Origin of the sequence: Flavobacterium notoginsengisoli (assembly GCF_014207905.1) — a bacterium.
GTDB lineage: Bacteria > Bacteroidota > Bacteroidia > Flavobacteriales > Flavobacteriaceae > Flavobacterium > Flavobacterium notoginsengisoli_A.
Map to the genome: position 1 here is coordinate 832,178 of NZ_JACHLB010000002.1, position 19,594 is coordinate 851,771.

Below are 19,594 nucleotides of genomic sequence, written 5' to 3' on the forward strand. Positions count from 1 at the left end.
CATACTTTAAATGAAAAAAAGCTTATATTGCTCTAAATGAGCCAGGATCTCTTTTTTAATTTCAGCTTTATTGGAATCCTCAAGATTATCGATTTTTAATTTTAACGGAATCAAATAGTTGTGTAACTGATTGTGGGCTTCACCTTTCATTGTACATTTTTTAAAAATCATGGCAAACTCAGATTTCAGTTTCTCTTTCAAAATCAATGCGCTTTCTTCTTCGCCTGATTCCAGAATTATTTTTTGTAAAGTAGTAATCCCTTCAGTAGTTTCTGGGTTGGCTTCCCATAATTGTCCTTTGTTCAGGCTCACTTCCGCGGCTGTTTCGGTATTTTTTTCCGAAACTGAATTTATTTCATTTGCTTCTTTAGATGTTTGATCTTCTTTGTTTTTTTGGCATGATCCGATAAATACAATGGCCAATAAAAATAATATTAGTTTTATTTTTTTCATTTTGTTAAATTTTAGCTCCAAAAATCAGCATCTTCATTTTCTATAAAAGCTTCCTTTGAATGTATTTCTTCTATTTTTTTTAATTGTTCCTCTGTGGCTGCTTTTTGAATTTCAGCAAATAAAACACGCTCTTCAAAGCGGATATGAGAGTCTAACTCTTTTTCGATTCTTTTTAAATTTATTTCCAGATCCGAAGTACTTTCGAATAATTCGTTTAACGTTCTGTGTTCTTTCAAAGCCTGCTCAATGAGCGCGTTATCTGCTTCTAAGATCGTGAAAACGTATTTTTCCTCCAGCTCAAAATGCGTCTTTAAATAAATTTCATAAAACCAATCGACGTATTTTTTGATGCGCTGCAGGTCAATATTTTTCGCCATTCCAGTTTTAATTTTCCAGCAAAGCAGCAGACCATGATGGTGGTCGTGGCTTAAAGGTCTTAATTCCGGAGCTCTTTTGATGGGAGTAGTTGATTTCATTTGATTAAAATTGATTGATTGATTAAAAAAACATTTAAAAATATTCGATTAAGTAACCAACATAGTATAATGTCGTGTTTTTAAATTAAACGAAAATACACAACAGGTTGATTTAAAAAGTGTTATTTGTAATATTACTTCTTTTGACTTTACGACTTTTAAACTTTCGACTTACTTACTATCCTCTAAAATGAATTTTAATTTTCTCTGTACCAATATTTTGGTTTTCCAATTCTTTAAAAGAATGCCCCAGTTTTTCTATTGTTGAGGATCCATTAATAAAATGCTGAATGTAATAATTTCCTGAATATCCCAAATTTTCCAGAAAAAACACCATTTCCTGAATATCTCTTTTGTTTAATAAATCAGAGTGCACTGTTGTACGAACTTCAAAAGGTACTGTATGATGAAGCAATAAAAGTAATGATTTTGCAAAGGGAATGAAAAGTTTTGATTGGGTTATCTTTGCAAATTTCGCAGGCATTGCTTTAAAATCAAGTGCTACATAATTAATGAGTTCTTTTTGAATCAGTTCTTCCAATATGTCCGGTTGTGAGCCATTGGTGTCAATTTTGATCAAAAAACCCATTTTTTTGACTTCTTTAATAAACGAAACAGCCTTTTTATGTAACAGACATTCGCCTCCGCTAAAAACTACGGCGTCCAATAGATTAACCCTGCTTTTGAGGAATTGAAGTGCTTTATCAAAAGTAATACGTCCTTTTCCGTATACAATTTCTGGATTATAGCAATACAAACACCGCATATTACAGCCTGCAAACCAAAAAATGCAAGCTGATTGGTGCGGATAATCTAATAAAGTAAACGGTGTAATACTGTAAATAGGGGCACTAACATTTTGCTTCATTGAAATGGGTTCGCTGTTTGTGTTCACCTTTTTTTCCGATATTAAAACTTTCTACGGGTCTGTGGTAGCCCATTACTCTTGTGTACACCAGGCATTTGGTGCGAACTTCTTGATTTTGTTCTAAAATCGCGTTGGTTGTTAGTTTCATATTTGCTGTTTTTTTAGTTATGAATTGTGTAAAATTTGCGGTGTGGTTTTTTCAAATCTCTATAAGCTTTGTTTTTTCTTCAATGATAATTTCATCGCATTTTGGGCAATATTCATGCTCTCCGTTTAGATAGCCATGAACAGGGCAAACACTAAATACAGGTGTTACTGTGATGTAAGGCAATTTAAAATTAGTAATCACTTTTTTTACAAAATTTTTGCAAGCTTCAGGTGAGCTTATTCTTTCGCTCATATACAAATGCAAGACGGTTCCTCCTGTGTATTTGCATTGCAATTGGTCCTGAAGCATCAAAGCTTCAAATGGATCCTGGGTAAAATCGACAGGGATTTGGGAACTATTTGTGTAGTAAATATTTTTTTCTGCTCCCGCCTGAATAATATCATCAAAACGTTTTTTATCCTCTTTGGCAAATCGGTATGTGGTTCCTTCTGCCGGAGTGGCTTCTAAATTATAAAGATTTCCAGTTTCTTCCTGATATTGCTTCATTCTGTCCCGGATGTGTTCCAGAATTTCAGAAGCGAGTTCAATACCAGTTTCAGATGTTATGTCGTCTTCATTATGGGTAAAATTCTGAATCATTTCGTTCATTCCGTTTACACCAATAGTTGAAAAGTGATTTCTGAAATGTTGTAAATACCGTTTGGTGTAGGGATACAATCCACGATCGTACATTCCCTGAATAAAAGTTCTTTTTTTCTCTAAAGTTGATTTGGAAATCAATAAAAGCTTGTCCAATTGTTGAAATAAAGCTGCTTTGTTTCCTTTGAATAAATAACCTAAGCGAGCCATATTAATAGTTACCACGCCAATACTTCCTGTCATTTCAGCGCTTCCAAAAAGTCCGTTTCCACGTTTTAATAGTTCTCGCAAATCGAGTTGTAAACGGCAGCACATACTGCGAACGGCATTGGGCTTGTAGGCATTTTCATTTTCTATTTGATTGCCATTTTCGTCCAAAACATATTGGCTTCCAATGAAATTTTGAAAATAAGAAGAACCAATTTTCGCTGTGTTTTCAAAAAGCAGGTTTGTGTTCTCTCCATCCCATTCAAATTCCTCGGTAATATTAACCGTTGGAATAGGGAAGGTAAAGGGCTGCCCATTGGCATCACCTTCTGTCATTACGGTATAATACGCTTTATTGATTAGATTCATTTCTTTTTGAAAATGCTCGTATCGTAAATTAGTAACTTCAGAAACTCCTCTGCTTTTAGCCCTTGTCAATAGGTCTGTACTATTGTTCTTTTCAAAAATATGACAATCATTTTTAGTCGGAATTTGTGCTTTTAAATCCTCAGGAACAACCCAGTCTAAAGTGATATTGGTAAACGGAGATTGTCCCCAGCGTGCGGGAACATTCAGGTTGTATACAAAACTTCGTACCGCTTTTAAAACGTCATCATAAAGGAGATCGTCTTTGAATACATAAGGAGCCAAATAGGTGTCAAAAGAACTAAAGGCTTGTGCACCCGCCCATTCGCTTTGCAAAATACCCAGAAAATTGGCCATTTGTCCCAAAGCTTCCCTAAAATGAGAAGGTGGTTTGCTTTCCACCCGGCCTCTTACTCCATTGAAACCTTCATTGAGCAACACACGTAAACTCCAACCCGCACAATAGCCCGTTAGGCAATCCAAATCGTGAATGTGAATATCACCATTGCGGTGTGCATAGCCTTCTTCTTTAGAGTACACTTTATCCAGCCAATAATTAGCGATAACTTTTCCTGCTACGTTGCTAACCAATCCTGCGTTCGAATAAGAGGTGTTTGCGTTGGCGTTGATTCGCCAATCTGTTTGTTGAATGTATTCTTCAATCGTTTGGGTGCTGTCAACATACGTTGTATCATCATTCAATCCTTCAAGATGTTCACGTTGCAGCTTTCTGGTGTGTCTGTATAGCATAAAGGAGCGCATGGCATCAAAATGTTTTTTTTCGAATAATTTTTTTTCGATTACATCCTGAATTTCTTCAACGAACCATACTTCTTTGTTTTCGAGTTGTATAGCCACACTTTCAAAAACACTTTCGTCAACAACTATAGAGACGCTCTGAAAAGTTTTTTCAATTGCATCTTTGATCTTATAGCTTTCGAATGGCTGATAATTTCCACTTCTTTTGATGACATAATTTTCCATAGTTGTTGGTTCTTAGTGATTGAAAGGTACTTATTATTGAGCTGTAAAGTCTTTTTCAAGTTTGGCAGCTTTTGGAAATAAAATATTATTCTCCAAATGAATGTGTTTATGCAAATCCTGCTCAAATTCTTCTAGCATTGCAAACGTAACTTTATACGTATTACAGCCATCGGCTGGCGGCGTATAATTGTTACTTAGTTCTGCTATTTTTCTAAAACGGACACCTTCGGCATCGTGCTCGTGCATCATCATAGCAATTGGATTTTGAATGGTTTCAAAATGAGGCAGCTCAATTAATTCATCAGATAAGGTAGCATGAACCAATTTTTTTATAAATGGGAACAAAATCAGCTCTTCTTTTTTCATATGTTGTGCTAATTCTCCTGCACAGCCTTTAAAAAGCTCATTTATTAATAATAGTTCAGGATGTTTTGCACCATGCACTCTGCTGAGCTTATCTAAAAACTGCAGTAGTACTGGTGTTTTTTCTGATACATATCTGTGATGCGTTTTTTCAATATAATCAGCCAATAAATCAATCGGCCAGGCATTGTAATCAATTCCTGAATCGCTTTTTGATGATAGAACTGTTTCAATTTCCTGCAATAAAATATCTGCAGTCACTGCTTTTTTCTGGCAGGCTTCTTCAATGCTTCTGTTTCCGTTACAGCAAAAATCTATTCCGTATTTTGAGAATAAGGCTGCTGTTCTAAAATCTTTTGCCACGTATTCTCCGATTGTAATTTGTTCTAAAGTTTCCATAATTTTTATTTAAATTAAAATTTGTAATGATTAAACGATGATGATTTTAATAAAAGAGTATTTTGTCTTTTAATTAAACACACTTCATCATTTTTTTGTTATCCAATTCTCTTATTATTATTATTATTTAGTGTATTATTTGATATTGTAAAATTCGTATAATTATAAAATGCAGTATATGATTTAAATCATAAGACTGCATTTTTTAATTTTTTTTTTAAAAGTATTTTAATCGCTTTTGTTTTTTAAGGACAAGTATCCAGTTTTAAATTCACCTTCTTTTGAAGATTTATGAAAGAAAGCAGTGAATATGACAAATATCATAATAAAGGATGTTTTTATCTTTTATTTTTACATCATAAATTTAAACAATTTCAAAACCAAGATAATATGGAAACCAAAGCTAAATTAAACACACAAATAAGGGAGTTTTTTATAATCTTAGTTGTTTTAATCGGACTTTTTTCTTGCAAAAGAGGAAGCGACGAAGCAAAAAACTATGAAAATATTGAGGTCAAAGGGCAGCAAACAGCCGAACTCACGGCACCTCCGTTTGTTCCGAAAGCAGTAGGAGACCGCGAAGCTACAAAATTGGTGGTCAACATGGAAATCAAAGAAATTGAAGGAGAAATGGTAGATGGGGTAAAATATATCTATTGGACTTTTGGCGGCTCTGTTCCCGGAAGTTTTATCAGAACAAGAGTGGGTGATGAAGTAGAATTTCACCTAAAAAACCATCCGGATAACAAAATGCCTCATAATATTGATTTACATGCTGTTACCGGACCCGGCGGAGGAGCTACTTCATCGTTGGTTGCGCCAGGTCACGAAAAAGTGTTTAGTTTCAAAACCTTAAATCCCGGTTTATACGTGTATCATTGTGCTACAGCACCAGTTGGAATGCATATTGCTAACGGAATGTATGGGTTGATTTTGGTTGAACCAGAAGGAGGCTTGCCACCAGTAGATAAAGAATATTACATCATGCAAGGTGATTTTTACACCAAGGGCAGTTATGGGGAACAAGGTTCTCAACCTTTTGATATGGATAAAGCCATTAAGGAACAAGCTGATTATGTGGTCTTCAATGGGAAAGTTGGAGCTCTCGCCGGAGATAAGTCTTTAACGGCCAAAGTTGGTGAAACTGTCCGTATTTATATGGGAAATGGAGGTCCTAATTTGGTCTCATCTTTCCATGTTATTGGAGAAATTTTCGACAAAGTGCATATTGAAGGAGGGGATATGATCAACGAAAACGTACAAACTACCTTAATACCTGCAGGTGGTTCGGCCATTGTGGAGTTTAAAGTAGATGTTCCGGGAACTTTTATACTGGTAGACCACTCGATTTTTAGGGCCTTTAATAAAGGAGCACTTGGAATGCTGAAAGTTGAAGGCGAGGAAAATAAAAAATTGTATTCTGGAACCATACAAGATGGAATTTATTTACCAGAAGGTGGGACAATTCAAGGTATGCCAAAAGGCAAAGCAGTTCCTAAAACTACTGTTGCAAAAACTGTTCCTGAACAAATTAAAGCCGGTAAAGATTTATTTGACCGTACCTGTTATGCCTGTCACCAATCTGAAGGACAAGGTATTCCGAATGCTTTTCCTCCATTGGCAAAATCAGATTACCTGAATGCGAATCCAGATAGAGCTATTGGCGCGGTATTGCACGGATTAAGTGGAGAGATCACCGTTAATGGCAAGAAATTCAATAACGTGATGACCAGTCAGAACCTAACTGACGAGCAAGCTGCTGATGTTCTGACATACATATACAACAGTTGGGGCAATAATAAAACAGTAATAACTCCGGCAAAAGTAAAAGCTGTTAGAGCCAAACCTGCTCCAAAAGTAGCCCAGGAACATTAGAATAAATCAAAAAAAGTAACAGATGGCAGTATTTAAAACAATATCAATCCTATTTATATTCTGTGTAAGTTCTCTTTTTGCTCAACAAGAAAAAATGGCATCCATAAAGGGCGGTAGTTTTGTGCCCCTTTATGGTGCTACTTCTGAAAAACCGGTCAACATACCTTCTTTTACTATTGATGTGTATCCAGTTACCAATATACAATTTCTTGCTTTTATCAAAAAATACCCAGAGTATAGTCGTTCTAAAATCAAAGGTATTTTTGCAGATAAAAGTTATCTGGCACAATGGACAAGTGATTTCGATTATGGTTTAAAGAATTTAAACAATGCCCCGGTTACCAATGTTTCCTGGTTTGCTGCCAAAAAATATTGCGAATGTCAAGGCAAAAGACTGCCAACAATGGACGAATGGGAATATGTAGCCATGGCCGATGAAAAACGTATTGATGCACGTTCTAAAAAAGAATTCAATAAATACATTTTGTCGTGGTATGAGAAGCCAAAAACCTATTTAAACCCTGTAGGTCAAACCTTCAGGAATTACTGGGGCGTTTATGACATGCACGGTTTGGTGTGGGAATGGACAGGCGATTTCAATAGTATCTTTCTTTCTGGCGAGTCCAGAAAAGATAAAGCTACAGATAAAAATCTTTTTTGCGGCAGCGGATCCGTAAATGCCACCGATTTAATGGATTATGCGGCTTTTATGCGCTATGCTTTCAGAAGCAGCCTGAAAGCAAATTATACCACCAAAAACTTAGGTTTTCGCTGTGCCAAAGATTTAAAATAGGTTCTAAACTATTTATATAAAAAAATGAAAAAACTGTTCCTGGGATTAACATTAGTCCTTTTAGTTTTACAGGGATGTAATACTAATAAAAAATCCGAAGATAAACCGATTTCAGATTTATCCATATACAATCTGCCTTCAAAATGGACCAATCAAAATGGGCAAAATCTTGAAATGAAGGATTTAAAAGGCAAAGTGCTCGTTATGGTAATGATTTATACTTCCTGCAAGGCAGCTTGTCCCAGAATAGTGGCCGATATGCGAAATATAGAATCTCGTTTGTCTGAGAACATCAAACCCGATGTAAAGTTCCTATTGGTAAGCATAGATCCGGAAGTTGATACTCCGGCACGATTAAAAGAATTTGCTATTGCTAATAAAATGGATGGGGAACAATGGGAATTTTTGAGATCCACAGAAGAAAATACCCGAGAGTTTGCAGCGGTTTTGGCAGTCAACTACAAGAAAATTGCTCCTTTAGATTTTTCGCATTCTAACATAATAAGTGTTTTTAATGCCGAAGGGGAATTAACATTTCAGCAAGAAGGTTTGGGTGTAAATTCTGAAGCAACGATTAAAAAAATTACTGAAGAAGCTGAAAAGATAGAGTAAACTTCTTTCTTAAAACTTACAAAATGAAAATCTTGAAAATTATTGTTATAACACTTTTACCAGTGTTCAGCTGTATTGCTTTTGCTCAGGAACTGGATGCAAATTTACAGATCAGACCTCGTTATGAGTTTAGAAATGGTTATAAAGCCCCAATTCCTTATGGAGAAACGGCAGCTCAATTTGTTTCATCCAGAACTCGTTTGAATCTGAACTTCAGGCAAGATCAATTTATTACCAGACTTACTATGCAAAATGTTCGTGTTTGGGGAGATGTGCCCACAAATACCAAATCAGATGTAAACGGGATTCAGTTATATGAAGCCTGGGTGCAATATAACTTTAGTGAAAAATGGAGTGCGCGTTTAGGCCGTCAGGTGATTTCGTATGACAATCAACGCATTTTTGGTGAAGTCGATTGGGCACAACAAGCGCAAAGTCACGATGCTGCGATAGCAACTTTTAAAAGTAACAAAAATCATCTGGATGTAGCGATTGCATATAATGCAAATGCTGAAACCGAACTTACAACACCTTATACCGTGCTAAATTACAAATCGATGCAATATGCTTGGTACCATACTGAGTTATTGAAAATAAATATGAGTTTCTTGTTTTTAAATACAGGTTATGAAAATAAATTAACAGATCCAGTTCCAACACCAACACCCGAATTGAAAGTAGATTACATGCAGACTTTTGGAACGTATTGGAAAACCAAAGGGAAATCCTGGGATGTAGACTTATGGTTTTATGGGCAAACAGGAAAAAATGCAACTAATACAGTAAATGCTTTTGACGTAGCTCTTAATTTTAATTATGACCTGACCGATAAGTTTAAAGCTGGTTTTGGATACGAATATCTTTCCGGAAAGAGCCAGGAAAATACTAGTTCAGCAATAAAATCCTTTCATCCTGTTTTTGGAACCAATCATGCCTTTAATGGATATATGGATTATTTCTATGTGGGAAATCATAAAAATTCGGTTGGTTTAAAGGATGCTTTTTTGAAATTTGCATACAATGTCAACAAATGGCAATTTGCGTTATTTCCCCATGCTTTTAATACTGCGAATACCGTTTTGGATGCTAATGGAAATGAAATGAAGAACTATCTTGGTACGGAAATCGATTTTACATTTGGCTATTCAGCGCATAAATTTGTGAATGTAACGGGAGGTTATTCCCAAATGTTTGCTACCGATACCATGCAAAGATTGAAAGATGGCCACGTTGATCACGTTAACAATTGGGCGTGGGTAATGATTAATGTAAATCCTCAGATTTTTTCGCATAAAAAATAATTTTTAATTCACTTGAAAGCTGTCTAAAATGCTATATTCTAGAAAGTTTTGCATAACCCCAATGGGCTGATTGGATTAGTATTTGTTTTTTTCATTTTGTGAAATACTGGGTTTTATAGCTTATTTTTATTAATTTCATCTTTATTTTCTGGTTATTTTGACTTGAAAACAATAAATGATTTATATCATGTTTTAGGATTACGGACTATTTTATCTTTGTTTAAGAATTAATTAAAGTAAGTATGAGCAATTTATCACAATCACACAGAATATTATTTTTAAACACACTTGCTTTTGCAGTCTGTTTTGCTTGTTGGACTTTAAATGGTGTTTTAGTCACTTTTTTAGTTGACCAGGAAATATTTGATTGGAATGTAGTTCAAATCGGATGGTTATTGGGAATTCCAATACTTACAGGCTCGCTCATGCGGTTACCAATGGGTATTTTAACAGATAAATATGGAGGTCGAGTGGTGTATTCTGCTTTGCTGATTTTGGCATCTATTCCATTGTTTTTGCTTCCTTTTGCTGCCAATTTTTGGATGTTCGCACTATTGAGTTTTATGTTCGGAATGGTAGGAACAAGTTTTGCTGTTGGTGTGGCCTATACTTCACTATGGTATCCTAAAGAATGGCAAGGACGTGCCTTAGGAATTTTCGGAATGGGTACTGCAGGAGCTTCTATTACTCCCTTTATAGCACCCAGTATGCTAAAATACTTTTCAGAGTCAGATCCAGTAAATGGGTGGAAATATTTGCCTGTTATTTACGGTGTAGTATTGTTGACGATGGGTATTGTTTTTATTCTTTTTTCGAAAACTAAAAAAATAGAAGCAAAAGCAAAAACAGTTAAAGAACTTTTACAACCGCTTAAAGAGGTGCGTGTTTGGCGCTTTGGAACCTATTACTTTTTGCTGTTTGGTTCGTTTGTGTCATTTTCCCAATGGTTGTTGCCTAATTTTATGAATGTTTATCATACAACTTTAATTTTAGGAGGGCTGTTTACTACTTGTTTTAGTTTACCAGCTGGTATTATTCGTGCTTTTGGAGGATTTTTATCCGATAAATTTGGAGCAAGAAAAGTGATGTATTGGGTATTGAGTACTTCGGTAGTGTTGAGTTTTTTACTTTTGTTTCCAAAAATGAATATTACTACTTCCGGTAGCGGCTTGATGGCAGCAAAAGCAGGAACGGTTACACAAGTTTCACCATCTAAAATAGTTATTGGAGAAAAAGAATATTTAGTTACTTCAAAAGATGTTAATGCAGAGCACAATCCGTTTTTTCCATCTAAAAAAACATGGCAGGAAGTTGTTGTAGCAGAAAATCAAAAAGTTCAGAAAAAAGAATTAATTGCAGACGGAATCACGCAAATTCATTTTGAAGCGAATATGTGGGTTTATCTTGTCTTGGTTATTTTAATTGGGACTTGTTGGGGAATTGGTTCGGCAGCAGTTTACAAACACATTCCTGAATATTTTCCAAATCAGGTAGGGGTTATAGGAGGAATGGTTGGAATGATTGGTGGTTTGGGAGGATTTATTGGTCCGATAGTTTTTGGATACCTGCTTGCTTTTACTGGTTTTTGGACCAGTTCATGGCTCTTTATCTTTGTCTTATCCATTATTTGTTTGATTTGGATGCACCGTGTAATTGTAAAAGTGACTAAAGAAAAACTACCTGAATTTGCTCAGGATATGGATAGAAAAGATGTTTCAGAATAGCCAATGAATATAAAATATTATTAATTTTTATTATAAATTAGAACGAAATTAATCAATTGATCTTGCAATCGATTAGCCTCTTGCTTTTTTTTTGTAAATTAACCTTCTTTAGTAGTACAACATTTTTAAAAGCTGTTTTTATAAATAGTCAGAAAATGAAAGCTATTTCATGTATTTGGTTCGGATTGTAATTTGTAAATTAACAGTTATTCTTTAATAATTAGGGTTTAAAAGTGACTTGAAGTAATGATAATTTAAAATGAAAAATAGAAACTACAATATAAAGGCTTTACTAATTGCCGCTTCCATGTCCGTGCTAATGATCATATTAGTATTTTATGGATCCAGAAAACTGCAAAATTTTGATGCGGCATTAATTACGTATTTATTTGGGACAGTATTTGCTTTTTTTGGTATTGTATACCGTTATTCTGTTTGGCTGCAAAGGCCGCCAACGTGGATTTATTTCAAAAGAGGAGTTAGTTACTTATTTACGGGAAAAGTGTTTTCACACTTTTGGTTTGCTTCAAAAGAAACCATCGAAAATATTGCATTTCAAAAATTTATTTATCCCAGGGGAAAATACCGATGGATGGCGCATTTTTTAATAGCTATTGGCTGTACATCCGCTTTTTTAATTACGATTCCACTGACTTTTGGATGGATTCATTTTACTATGGCCCCCGATTCAATATCGGTCTATGAAGCGCACTTTTTCGGTTTCAAGGTCATGGAATTTAAATTGGGTTCCATTATGGCCTTCCTGACTTTTCATGCCCTGAACTGGTCTTCTTACTTGGTTATTTTCGGTTCGTTATACTACTTAAGAAGACGTTTGACCAATCCTGGTTTAATTGCTACTCAAACTTTTGAAGGCGATTTATTACCCCTAATTTTATTAATTGCTATTTCCGCTACAGGATTGGGGCTAACCTATTCCTATCAGTTTATGAAAGGTTTTGCATTTGATTTCCTAGCTGTTCTGCATGCAGTAACGGTAATTATGTTTTTAATCTGGATTCCGTTTGGAAAGTTTTTTCATATCATTCAGCGTCCGGCACAAATTGGGGCACATATATATAAAAAGCAGGGGATGAAAATGGGAATGGCAGTTTGTGAGCACACCGGAGAGGAATTCGCTACCAATTTGCATATAAAAGATCTTAAAACAGTAACTAAGGAATTAGGTTTCAATTTTGACAGACCGGATGGAACATCGCATTTAGATTTAAGCCCTGAAGGTAAAAGATCCCGTTTGGCACAAGCCCACTTAAAAGCACGACTGGAAGGCGGAAATTTATTTGGCTAATTTTTTTTAGTTGAATTGAAAATTAAAAACAACACTGGTGATTTTTTTATCGCATCGGTTAAAAAATATAAAACATGGCAAAATTACCTGTTTCGGAACAAAACATTATCACGCAATTTGGACCTCATAAAAACTACACACCGAAAGATGGTTATGAGGGCAGGGATGAGCCAGATGAATTGGTAAAAACACATTGTTGTTTTTGTGGAATGCAGTGTGGTATTCAATTGTCGGTTAAAGACAACAAAGTAGTAGGTTTTGAACCCTGGATGGAATTTCCGTTCAACGAAGGGCGATTGTGCCCTAAAGGGGTCCAGCGCTATTTACAGAACAATCATCCGGACCGTCTCTTGTCCCCGCTAAAAAGAGTAGAAGGGCAAGGATTTGTACCAACGTCCTGGGATGATGCGATGGGTAAAACAGTTTCTGAAATTAAAAGGATTCAGGCGCAATATGGAAACGATGCCTTCTCAGTCCTTTCGGGTGTTTCGCTAACCAATGAAAAAAGTTATTTGATGGGTAAGTTCGCCCGTGTCGCTCTAAAAACAAAAAATTTAGATTATAATGGACGCTTGTGTATGGTAAGTGCAGGAGCAGGAAATAAAAAAGCATTTGGTCTGGACCGGGGCTCTAATAACTATTCGGATCTGGAATATGCGGAAGTAATTATTGTGGCTGGTGCTAATGTTAGTGAAACTTTCCCAACATTAACCCACTGGATTTGGAAAGCCAGAGACCGTGGTGCAAAATTGATAGTTATTGACCCAAGAATGATTCCATTAGCCAGAACAGCCGATCTTCATTTGGATGTCCGCCCGGGAACAGATTCGGCTTTGTATGGTGCAATGCTGAAATATTTGGTGGATCATGACATGCTGGATCACGATTTTATTGCCAACCATACCTCAGGTTTTCAGCAGACTATAGATTCCGTAAAAGATTATACCCTGGAATGGGCAGAGCAAGTTACAGGGATTAAAAAAGAAAAAATTCAACAGGCAGCCGAATTATGGGGCAGAGCCAAAACAAGCTTTTTACTTCATGCCCGTGGTATTGAGCATCATTCTAAAGGCGTAGATAATGTGTTGGGATGCATTAATTTGGTACTCGCAACAGGAAGAATTGGTAAGCCATATTGCGGTTATGCCACTATTACCGGACAGGGAAATGGGCAAGGCGGTAGAGAGCACGGTCATAAATGCGATCAGCTGCCAGGAAATAGGGATATTGAAAATCCGGAACATCGTAAATATATTTCAGAAGTTTGGGGTATTAATGAGAAAGATATGCCCGGAAAAGGGTTGTCGGCTTATGAAATAATCGAAGCCATTCATCGTGGGGAGATTAAAGGGCTATTATCGATTTGTTTTAATCCGCTAGTTTCCCTGCCTAACAGCAATTATGTTCGGGAGGCTTTAGAAAAGTTAGAATTTTATGTTTGTATTGACTTTTTCTTAAACGAAACGGCCCGTCATGCCGATATTGTTTTGGCAGGATCATTACAGGAGGAAGAAGAAGGTACAACCACTTCAGCCGAAGGGCGTGTTATCCGAATCCGTCAGGCAGTTACTCCTCCGGGAGATGCCAGAACCGATACTTCGATTATTTTGGAATTAGCCAAACGCTTAGGGGTGGAGGATAAATTTACGTATGATAGCAGCGAAGCCGTTTTTAACGAATTGCGGGTAGCCTCAAAAGGAGGAACTGCTGATTATTATGGAATTACCTACCAAAGAATTGAAGACGAAATGGGTGTTTTTTGGCCTTGTCCTGAAATAGGACATCCGGGAACACCGCGTTTATGGGAAGATAAAAAATTTAAAACCTCAGATGAAAGGGCTCATTTTAATCCGGCACCGTACAAAGTTCCAGGTGAGGTGCCAGATGCCGATTATCCAATAATTTTGACGACAGGACGTGTGGTTTCTCAATATTTGAGTGGTACACAAACACGAAGAATTGGAAAATTGGTTGATCAGTATCCGGAGCCTTTATTGGAAATTCATCCAAATTTAGCCCAACAATACGGCATCAAACAAAGGGAATTAATAAAAGTTACTACCCGGCGTGGTGAAGGCATTTTTCCTGCAAACATTGTAGAAACGATTCGCGAAGACACGGTTTTTATACCGTACCACTGGTCTGGAAAAAAATCAGCAAACCAATTAACTCCCGGAACATTAGATCCTATTTCTAAAATTCCGGAATTCAAAGTTTGTGCCTGTCATCTGGAACCTTTGCGTGAAATAGCACCACCTTCGAGCGAATCTATGGCTTACGCTAGTGTTTAACAACTAAAAAACAAAAAATGAATTATACCAATTTTAATAAAAATGAAGAGTTTTTTGTAGATATGCAACGTTGCATTGGCTGTAAAGCCTGCGAAATGGCTTGTGCTGAATGCGAAACCAATGGTCAGGAATCTTTAATTCACGTAAATTATGTCGATAGGGCATCAACTGTGCAAACTACTGTACAGGTGTGTATGCATTGTGACGATCCTGTTTGTGCAAATGTATGTCCTGCTGATGCTATTTCAAAAGACGAATTCGGAATTGTTCATACTGCCAATACGGAAAGATGTATTGGTTGTTCGAATTGTGTGATGGCCTGTCCATTTGGCGTGCCTAAAAAAGAAGAGTCCTACGATTTGATGATGAAATGTACGATGTGCTACGACAGAACAAGCGTGGGCAAAAAACCTATGTGTGCTACGGTTTGTCCAAGTGGGGCTTTGTTTTACGGCACCAGAGAGGAAATACAGGAAATGCGTCCAAATAGTTCGCCAGTAAATACTTTCCTTTTTGGAGAAGAGGTAGTGAATACAAAAGTTAATATTATGATGCCAAAAGGCAGTAATCAATTAATAATTTATTAGAATTCATGTCTAAAGAAGATAATTTAAATAAAAACTGGAAAAAAGATTTTCCAATCGAAAAACAACAGGCAACCAATGTGAGCCGTCGCGATTTTGCTAAATTCCTTACACTAGTATCAGGCGGGTTAATGGTTGGGAGTGGTCTGGTGGCAGCCAAAGCGCACCTATTTCCAAAAGATGAGCTGGATGGAGAGCACTTTGTATGTAAAAAAGAAGAGGTGCCTGTAGGGGGTACACGTGCTTTTGTTATCGAAGGAAGTACAATCCCTTATATATTGATTCATCTGGAGACGGGAGAATTCAAAGCGTATGAACAAAAATGCACCCATCTTTCCTGCTCTGTTTTTTATAAGCCTGGCACGGGAGTTATTCATTGTCCTTGTCACGAAGGTTCTTTTGACGCTCAAACCGGAGATGTTATCGCTGGCCCCCCGCCCAGAGCTTTGCCTAAATTGGAAGTGCTTTTTAAAGAGAATGCCATTTATGTAAGAGCATCAGAGAATCTGGAAGAGAAACCAGGATAAATCCCTAAAATAAAAAACCATGAGTACTTTTAGAACTAGTCAGAATCAAGCCAATCCAAATAAATTAAACGCGATACTTTCTACTATTATTTTTATATTAATACTAAATGTGACTATTCAAATTTGGTTATTATATGCCGCCTTGAACAATGCTTTGGATAATAATAAAGAAATCCTTATTCCTGCATTTATAGCTTCATTGATATTATTTCTGATAGGAATCGGTTTACTTTATTACTTACCAATTGGAAATTTGAAGAATAAACGGTTATAAATTTATTTTAGAGTTTCAAATTAATATTTTCTTTAGATGTGAAGCAAAGTGATGTTGCTTATTATAAAAAATATGGTTTGTGACCGCTGTATTATGGTGGTGCAGAATGAATTGGGAAAGTTAGGCTTAAACCTAAAGAGCATAAAGCTGGGGGAGATTACACTTAGCAGCGAACCTACGACTCAAGAATTATTTAAATTGGAAAAAACGCTGCTTACATTAGGATTTGAAATCATTGACGATAAGAGAAACAGAACTGTAGAAAGAATAAAAATATAATTATTGATTTAGTACATCATCAAAAAAATGGTGTAAAAACCAATCTTTCCGATGTATTAAGCGACAAACTTCAACATGATTACAATTATTTGTCCAACCTGTTTTCCGAAGCGCAAGACACCACCATTGAAAAGTACTTCATCGCCCAAAAAATAGAAAAGATAAAAGAACTATTGGTTTATGACGAATTGTCCCTCAGTGAAATTGCATTTCACCTTAATTACTCCAGTGTTGCTTATCTAAGCAACCAGTTCAAAAAGGTAACCGGGCTTACTCCGAGCTATTTCAAGCAAAGACGGGAGGATAAAAGAAAACCATCGGATAAGGTCTAAGTAAATCTTACAAATCCATTTCATAATTCCACAACGCTTCCCACCCATATTATCCCAATTTTGTATTGTTAATTAAAGCAAAAAAAAATGGCAACAGATAAAAAGAAGCAAGTCATTTATCTTCCCTTGGAAGATGTAGAAAGCGAACATTGTGCACTCATCGTTGAAAAGGGACTGGCAAGATTGAAAAGCATAGAAACACACCAGGTAGAGCTGAACAACCGCAGGGCTGTTATCACGGTTGACAACACACAAGCGGTAGCGGAAGCGATCAAAGCAATCAAGGACTTGGGGTATGGCGTTTCGACCGTAAAAAACACGTTTCCAGTATTGGGCATGACGTGCGCCTCTTGCGCGGGCAGTGCTGAGAGCATTGTTACATACGAGCCAGGAGTGGTAAGCGCTGCTGTAAATTTTGCAACGGGTAATCTTACCGTTGAATACCTGCCCAATATGACCGATGCGGCCAAACTGCAAAAAGCGGTACAATCTATCGGTTACGATTTATTGATTGAGGATGAAACCAAACAACAGGAAACTTTAGAAGTAATCCATGCTCAAAAATTCCAGAATCTAAAAATCAAAACCATTTGGGCAACTATCTTGTCTTTTCCTGTGGTTGTTATTGGGATGTTCTTTATGAATATGCCCTACGCAGACCCTATAATGTGGCTGTTTTCTACACCTGTTGTCTTATGGTTAGGCAAAGATTTTTTCATCAATGCATGGAAACAAGCTATACACCGTTCAGCCAATATGGATACACTGGTGGCACTCAGTACAGGCATTGCATATCTGTTCAGTGTATTCAATATGTTGCTGCCTGAATTTTGGCACAGGCGCGGATTACACGCCCATGTTTATTTTGAAGCGGCGTCTGTTATTATTGCATTCATTCTGCTGGGAAAATTACTGGAAGAAAAAGCCAAAGGGAATACCTCTTCAGCAATTAAAAAGCTGATGGGCCTACAGTCCAAAACCGTCATCGTGATACTACCGGACGGAACCCAAAAACAGACTGCTATTGAAGAGGTAGCTACAGGTGACGTTATTCTTGTAAAGCCGGGCGAAAAAATTGCAGTGGATGGTATAGTAACCTCAGGGAGTTCCTATGTTGATGAGAGTATGCTTAGCGGCGAGCCGATACCAGTACTAAAAAAAGGAAGTGAAAAAGTATTTGCAGGAACGATTAACCAAAAAGGGAGCTTTCAATTTAAGGCCGTTAAAGTAGGAAAAGAAACGATGCTTGCCCAAATTATCAAAACCGTACAGGATGCGCAGGGAAGCAAAGCACCTGTACAGAAATTGGTAGATAAGATTGCCGGTATATTTGTTCCTGTTGTGATAGGAATTGCCATCCTGACATTTATGTTGTGGTTTGTTTTGGATGGCGATAACGGAGTGGTACATGGATTGCTCGCAGCCGTTACGGTATTGGTTATCGCCTGTCCCTGTGCCTTGGGTTTAGCAACACCAACCGCTATTATGGTAGGTGTTGGTAAAGGTGCTGAGAATGGCATCCTGATTAAAGATGCTGAAAGCCTTGAACTGGCAAAGAAAGTTGACGCTATTGTTTTAGACAAAACCGGAACCATTACTGAGGGGCGGCCAGAGGTTACGGGTTTCAAATGGCTGAACAATGATGATGCAGCCAGCAATGTTTTATTGAGCATTGAAAAACAATCGGAGCACCCATTGGCAGAAGCCGTAGTGAAACATTTTGACGGCATACCGACACCCGCATTGTCCGGTTTTGAAAGTATAACCGGTAAAGGTGCAAAAGCCGGCCATGACAATGACACCTATTATGTGGGCAATAAAAAGTTATTGGCAGAAAACAATATCATTATTGATGACCAATTACAAATCCAGGCCGAACAATGGGGCAGCCAGTCCAAAACTGTTATTTGGTTTTTAAACAGCAGACAAGCTCTTGCTGTAATTGCAATATCTGACAATATAAAAGAAAAATCAGCACAGGCTATCCAGGAAATGCAGGCTATGGGCATTGACCTTTATATGCTTACCGGAGATAATGAAGCCACTGCGAAAGCCATTGCTGAGCAAACAGGTATCAGACATTATAAGGCAGAGGTGCTGCCCCAGCATAAAGCCGCTTTTATAAAAGAACTCCAGCAACAAGGAAAAATCGTTGCAATGGTGGGCGATGGAATCAATGACAGTACCGCCCTTGCAACTGCCGATGTTAGTATAGCAATGGGAAAAGGAAGTGATATTGCAATGGATGTAGCCAAGATGACCATTATATCATCGGATCTTACCAAAATTCCACAGGCAATAAGATTATCCAAACAGACAGTAGCTACCATAAAACAAAATCTGTTTTGGGCATTTGTCTATAATCTGATTGGTATTCCCATTGCAGCGGGCATTCTCTATCCGATAAACGGCTTTTTGCTTAACCCTATGATTGCAGGCGCTGCAATGGCATTCAGCAGTATAAGTGTGGTAAGTAACAGCTTGCGTTTAAAATGGAAAAAGTAAAACAGTAAATCTCACAAATCAATAAATAAAACAATACATGGGGCATCATACCGAAATTTGTATTTATAAATAACTTTCTAAAAAAGTAAAAAATGGAGAATAATAATCTTCAATTAAACAAATATCAATTGGCTGCTGAGTAGCCCGGATCTTTAAACTAATAAAAATAAAGTGAGATTATAAAAAAAATTGGCGTCTATTGTCTTCAATTGACGCCATTTGGCTTGTTGTGACCTCGACGGGACAAATTTCAATAAATTTTATGGATGATTTAAGGAAATTGACTTACTATATGTAGTGTCTGTCTTTCATTGGCTTTACAAA

At 36.9% G+C, this 19,594-nt stretch carries 15 protein-coding genes and 2 pseudogenes; 12 read left to right on the plus strand and 5 right to left on the minus strand.

Going from position 1 to position 19,594, the window contains the following annotated elements; translation table 11 throughout:
* Window positions 1–6: 6 nt before the first annotated feature.
* From HNP35_RS10560 to ric, 5 genes and pseudogenes are all read right to left on the minus strand, one after another.
* The gene (locus tag HNP35_RS10560) at window positions 7–453 is read right to left on the minus strand and encodes a hypothetical protein (protein ID WP_179006595.1); all 447 of its coding nucleotides are present in this window, start codon (window positions 451–453) and stop codon (window positions 7–9) included.
* Window positions 454–464: 11 nt separating this feature from the next.
* Window positions 465–929, minus strand: coding sequence for a hemerythrin domain-containing protein (locus HNP35_RS10565; protein WP_179006597.1), 465 nt, complete (start codon window positions 927–929; stop codon window positions 465–467).
* Window positions 930–1,107: 178 nt separating this feature from the next.
* On the minus strand, window positions 1,108–1,797 hold the full coding sequence (locus HNP35_RS10570; RefSeq protein ID WP_179006599.1) for an anaerobic ribonucleoside-triphosphate reductase activating protein: 690 nt from the start codon (window positions 1,795–1,797) through the stop codon (window positions 1,108–1,110).
* Window positions 1,781–4,102, minus strand: a pseudogene (locus tag HNP35_RS10580) (ribonucleoside triphosphate reductase). The gene HNP35_RS10570 and the pseudogene HNP35_RS10580 overlap by 17 nt, the downstream one beginning before the upstream one ends.
* A 33-nt stretch (window positions 4,103–4,135) precedes the next feature.
* Window positions 4,136–4,864, minus strand: a complete 729-nt coding sequence (gene ric, locus HNP35_RS10585; protein WP_179006603.1) for an iron-sulfur cluster repair di-iron protein — start codon at window positions 4,862–4,864, stop codon at window positions 4,136–4,138.
* A gap of 390 nt (window positions 4,865–5,254) precedes the next feature.
* Between ric and nirK the strand changes: the two genes are divergently transcribed.
* The 12 genes and pseudogenes from nirK (at window position 5,255) to HNP35_RS10645 (ending at window position 19,270) form a co-directional block, all read left to right on the plus strand.
* Window positions 5,255–6,739, plus strand: coding sequence for a copper-containing nitrite reductase (gene nirK, locus HNP35_RS10590; protein ID WP_179006606.1), 1,485 nt, complete (start codon window positions 5,255–5,257; stop codon window positions 6,737–6,739).
* 94 nt (window positions 6,740–6,833) lie between these two features.
* Window positions 6,834–7,532, plus strand: coding sequence for a formylglycine-generating enzyme family protein (locus HNP35_RS10595; RefSeq protein ID WP_230407880.1), 699 nt, complete (start codon window positions 6,834–6,836; stop codon window positions 7,530–7,532).
* 24 nt (window positions 7,533–7,556) lie between these two features.
* Window positions 7,557–8,144: an SCO family protein gene (locus HNP35_RS10600; RefSeq protein ID WP_131423916.1), complete on the plus strand. Its 588-nt coding sequence runs from the start codon at window positions 7,557–7,559 to the stop codon at window positions 8,142–8,144.
* A 23-nt stretch (window positions 8,145–8,167) separates the two neighbouring features.
* Complete coding sequence (locus HNP35_RS10605; protein WP_160372956.1) at window positions 8,168–9,445, plus strand: alginate export family protein; 1,278 nt, start codon at window positions 8,168–8,170, stop codon at window positions 9,443–9,445.
* A 242-nt stretch (window positions 9,446–9,687) separates the two neighbouring features.
* Window positions 9,688–11,169, plus strand: a complete 1,482-nt coding sequence (locus HNP35_RS10610) for an MFS transporter (RefSeq protein ID WP_110306883.1) — start codon at window positions 9,688–9,690, stop codon at window positions 11,167–11,169.
* A gap of 259 nt (window positions 11,170–11,428) precedes the next feature.
* Window positions 11,429–12,478: an MFS transporter gene (locus HNP35_RS10615; RefSeq protein ID WP_110306882.1), complete on the plus strand. Its 1,050-nt coding sequence runs from the start codon at window positions 11,429–11,431 to the stop codon at window positions 12,476–12,478.
* Window positions 12,479–12,552: 74 nt separating this feature from the next.
* Entirely contained in the window at window positions 12,553–14,769 is a 2,217-nt protein-coding gene (locus tag HNP35_RS10620) for a molybdopterin oxidoreductase family protein (protein WP_160372954.1), read from the plus strand.
* 17 nt (window positions 14,770–14,786) lie between these two features.
* Complete coding sequence (locus HNP35_RS10625; protein ID WP_056205550.1) at window positions 14,787–15,356, plus strand: 4Fe-4S dicluster domain-containing protein; 570 nt, start codon at window positions 14,787–14,789, stop codon at window positions 15,354–15,356.
* A 5-nt stretch (window positions 15,357–15,361) separates the two neighbouring features.
* The gene (locus HNP35_RS10630) at window positions 15,362–15,880 is read left to right on the plus strand and encodes a Rieske (2Fe-2S) protein (RefSeq protein WP_160372953.1); all 519 of its coding nucleotides are present in this window, start codon (window positions 15,362–15,364) and stop codon (window positions 15,878–15,880) included.
* 19 nt (window positions 15,881–15,899) lie between these two features.
* Complete coding sequence (locus HNP35_RS10635) at window positions 15,900–16,154, plus strand: DUF6755 family protein (protein ID WP_082577852.1); 255 nt, start codon at window positions 15,900–15,902, stop codon at window positions 16,152–16,154.
* Window positions 16,155–16,205: 51 nt separating this feature from the next.
* Window positions 16,206–16,765, plus strand: a pseudogene (locus HNP35_RS10640) (helix-turn-helix domain-containing protein).
* An 87-nt stretch (window positions 16,766–16,852) separates the two neighbouring features.
* Complete coding sequence (locus tag HNP35_RS10645) at window positions 16,853–19,270, plus strand: heavy metal translocating P-type ATPase (protein WP_179006608.1); 2,418 nt, start codon at window positions 16,853–16,855, stop codon at window positions 19,268–19,270.
* Window positions 19,271–19,594: the final 324 nt, after the last annotated feature.